This is a genomic window from Mycobacterium sp., from assembly GCF_035499775.1.
Taxonomy (GTDB): domain Bacteria; phylum Actinomycetota; class Actinomycetes; order Mycobacteriales; family Mycobacteriaceae; genus Mycobacterium.
This window is the reverse complement of record NZ_DATJYB010000396.1, coordinates 1-2994: the sequence shown is the minus strand read 5'-3', so window position 1 is coordinate 2994 and position 2994 is coordinate 1. Positions and strand designations below refer to the sequence as shown.

Genomic DNA, 2994 nt, shown 5'->3' with positions numbered 1-2994 from the left:
GTCGATGAGGTGGTCGCGACCAATGTGACCCGCTGGCCCTCGCTGAGTCGGCGGCGGCTGTCGGGCAAGGTCGATGCGATTGTGGCGCGGGTGGATGCCGATGCGGTGCGCCGCCGCGAGCAGGTCCAGACCGATCGGGAGGTCTGGATCGGGGCCGAGGCGGACGGGATCGCCCAGATCCACGGCAGCCTGCTGTCCCCGGATGCGCACGCGCTGGATGCGCGGCTGACCGCGTTGGCGGCCACGGTGTGCGGCCACGATCCGCGCACCAGCGCGCAGCGCCGCGCCGATGCGCTGGGCGCGCTGGCCGCCGGTGCGGACCGGTTGGGGTGTCGGTGTGGGCGTGCGGACTGCGCCGCGGGGGCGCGCAAACCGGCCTCCCCGGTGACCATTCATGTGATCGCCGAGCAGGCCACCCTCGAGGGGCGGGGCGGCGCCCCGGCCAGCGAGCTGAGCGCCGATGGGTTGATCACCCCCGAACTCCTGGCCGAACTGGCCGCCTCGGCCAAGGTGATCCCGTTGATTCACCCCGCCGATGCGCCCCCCGAGCCCGGCTACACCCCCTCGGCGGCGCTGGCCGCGTTCGTGCGGGCCCGCGACCTGACCTGCCGGTGGCCGGGCTGCGATCACCCGGCCATGCACTGCGATCTCGACCACACCATCCCACACGCCCAGGGCGGGCCCACGCATGCGGCCAACCTGAAATGTTATTGCCGCACCCATCATTTGGTGAAAACCTTCTGGGGCTGGCGTGATCAGCAGCTGGCCGACGGGACGCTGATCCTGACGTCCCCGGCCGGACGGACCTATGTCACCACCCCGGGCAGCGCGTTGCTGTTCCCCAGCCTGTGCCAGGCCGTCGGGGGCATGCCCGCCCCCGAAGCCGACCCGCCACAAGAGCCCTGCCCGGGCCGCACCGCCATGATGCCCAAACGCCGCCGCACCCGCGCCCAAGACCGCGCCCACCGCGTAGCCACCGAACGCCAGCAAAACCACGCCCAACGCATGGCCGCCCAAGCCGCCGCCGCCGCCCGCAACGACCCCGACGAACCCCCACCCTTCTAACGGCCGGTCAACGGTGGCACGCCCCTGACCAGCCAAGATGCGTCACGTAGCTAGGAGGTCGGCAGGGGAACCGTGCGTGTGGTTTGCATGCCACCGGGCCACCCGACGTCGATTGTCGCGACGGTGACATTGAGGTGGTGCAAGTCCACTATCCAGCGGCCCGAGCTACCCGCGCCGAAGGTAAATCCGTGGCGTTGACCGGCGGCGACCGTGTACTTGTGGTCGGGTGTCGGCGGTTGGTTCGGTCTATGCACGAACAGTTCGTCGGCCGCGTCACTGTCTACGCAGATGGTGATGGGCCTATCAGGAAGGGACGTATACGACTGATCTGTCGGACTGACGTGGCCGCCTGCAATGGTCACATTGACTTCCAACTCCAACGCTGGGCACGGGATAGCAGCTGCTGACGTCGACGAACCAGACGCATTTTGGGTACCGACTGTCGTCGCACTCACACCGCCCGGTTTTGGGCTCGCGCCACATCCGACCGCGGTGATCGCCAGAATCATCCCCAGCGCGGTTTTCGCGAGGTAATGATGGTCCACCAGCAAATGGTCGCACCCGAAAGTTCGCAGCCGAAGGAAAATCCGATCTTGGTGGTAATGCTTTCGGATTACGACCTCAACGGCAGGAAAAACCGCTTGCATAAGCGGTAGCGTCATTGACTATGAAGCGCTGCATCTTCGGAGGACTGGCTGCCGTGCTGATTGCCGGAGGGCTGATCGCCTCAGCGCCGCCGGCCAGCGCCGGCTGCCAGTACGGCGGAGCCTTTCTCAGCAAGTGCGATGGACCCATCCAACCCGACGGCACCTGGCAACGTTGCGTGGCATTTACCCATTGGGTGCCCAGCGGCGCCAGTTCCTTCCTAATGCCCGAGAGGAGCTGCGATCTGATGGGTCCCGACCAGCACCCTTCGGGTTTCGGCTTCGCTGACCCACCGATGCACATCGACTGAGACAGTCCATACCTCAAGTCGCACGTTTGACGGCGGCGAGCGCAGCCTGTTTGGCGATCTCGCCACAGTTGCTGCCTGGCGGTGCGCTCAAAGAGACAGTCACTATCGGCGTGGAGGTGGGCAGACCGGGGGCGCCGGCCCCGACGGTGATCGGTCCGATGGCGAGGTTGGTTTTGGCGACAACCAAGCTCCCACAGACGGTCCATTGGTGCCGGTGAAGTCGAAGAGCGTCACCCCGTCGCGCTCGCTACGAGTGAGCAGCACGCCAGGGGTTTGACCGGCAATACCCTCAATAATCCTGTCGGACCACGCGACCAGACCGTATTTGACCACCGCCGACCCGATCTCGGGGTCGCTGTCGGCCTGGGTGAGCCGCAGATTGCAGGTACCGGGATGCCGCCACGTAGTCGGGAACTGCACCTTGGATGGGGGATCCGTCCAGATGAAACCCACCGCGTGCAGCTCCGGTGCGGCGGCGCAGGGATCGCCGGTCAGAAACTTCGCCGCGCTGCCGCCGTGTCCGGCACGCACGGGAACCCCCTTGTCCCGCACAAAATCCGCGATGTCACCCGCTAGCGCCTCGGCAAGTGGGCATAACGAGGCGTCGTCGTTCCACCGGCGGTTCTCGATGTTCATCGGGGTCAACTGCAGCACGCGATCGCGCATCGGCTTGGGCGCCCCAGCAAGACCGGCCAGCGGCAGTGCCAGCCGAAACACGCATTTCCCCCACGTCGTCGACTTCATGACGCCGGGATGCGACGGATCCGGGCTTAGCATTGCGTCGCCGTACCGGTCGGGGTCTCCGGGCCAGACCTCGAGCAAGAGCCCCATTTTCGTGGCCGGCAAAGCGATCAGACAGGCGTCACCGCCCATGGGATGAAGAAGGGGACCGACGGAAATCCCGCCGTCGGCGTAGGTGTAGCTGTAGTCCTTCTGGTTGTGCAGAGCCGGGGGTGGGCGATCGACGAAACCGG

4 protein-coding genes are annotated in these 2994 nt (G+C 66.5%); 2 read left to right on the top strand and 2 right to left on the bottom strand.

From position 1 onward, the window contains the following. Positions 1-1065, top strand: a 1065-nt coding sequence (locus VML93_RS24585) for an HNH endonuclease signature motif containing protein (RefSeq protein WP_325614883.1), incomplete at its 5' end; no start/stop codon positions are given. Positions 1066-1115: 50 nt separating this feature from the next. Here the strand turns inward: VML93_RS24585 and VML93_RS24580 are convergent. After that, positions 1116-1319: a hypothetical protein gene (locus VML93_RS24580; protein WP_325614882.1), complete on the bottom strand. Its 204-nt coding sequence runs from the start codon at positions 1317-1319 to the stop codon at positions 1116-1118. Positions 1320-1732: 413 nt separating this feature from the next. Between VML93_RS24580 and VML93_RS24575 the strand changes: the two genes are divergently transcribed. Further along, positions 1733-2020 (top strand): CDGP domain-containing protein, encoded by a 288-nt coding sequence (locus VML93_RS24575; RefSeq protein WP_325614881.1) that lies wholly within the window; start codon positions 1733-1735, stop codon positions 2018-2020. 102 nt (positions 2021-2122) lie between these two features. Here the strand turns inward: VML93_RS24575 and VML93_RS24570 are convergent. Further along, on the bottom strand, positions 2123-2994 hold an 872-nt coding region (locus VML93_RS24570), incomplete at its 5' end, for a hypothetical protein (protein ID WP_325614880.1).

What these genes read in the sequence shown, in the direction of transcription:
- VML93_RS24575 (WP_325614881.1), top strand. Translation starts at nt 1,733, where the DNA reads ATGAAGCGCTGCATCTTCGGAGGACTGGCTGCCGTGCTGATTGCCGGA.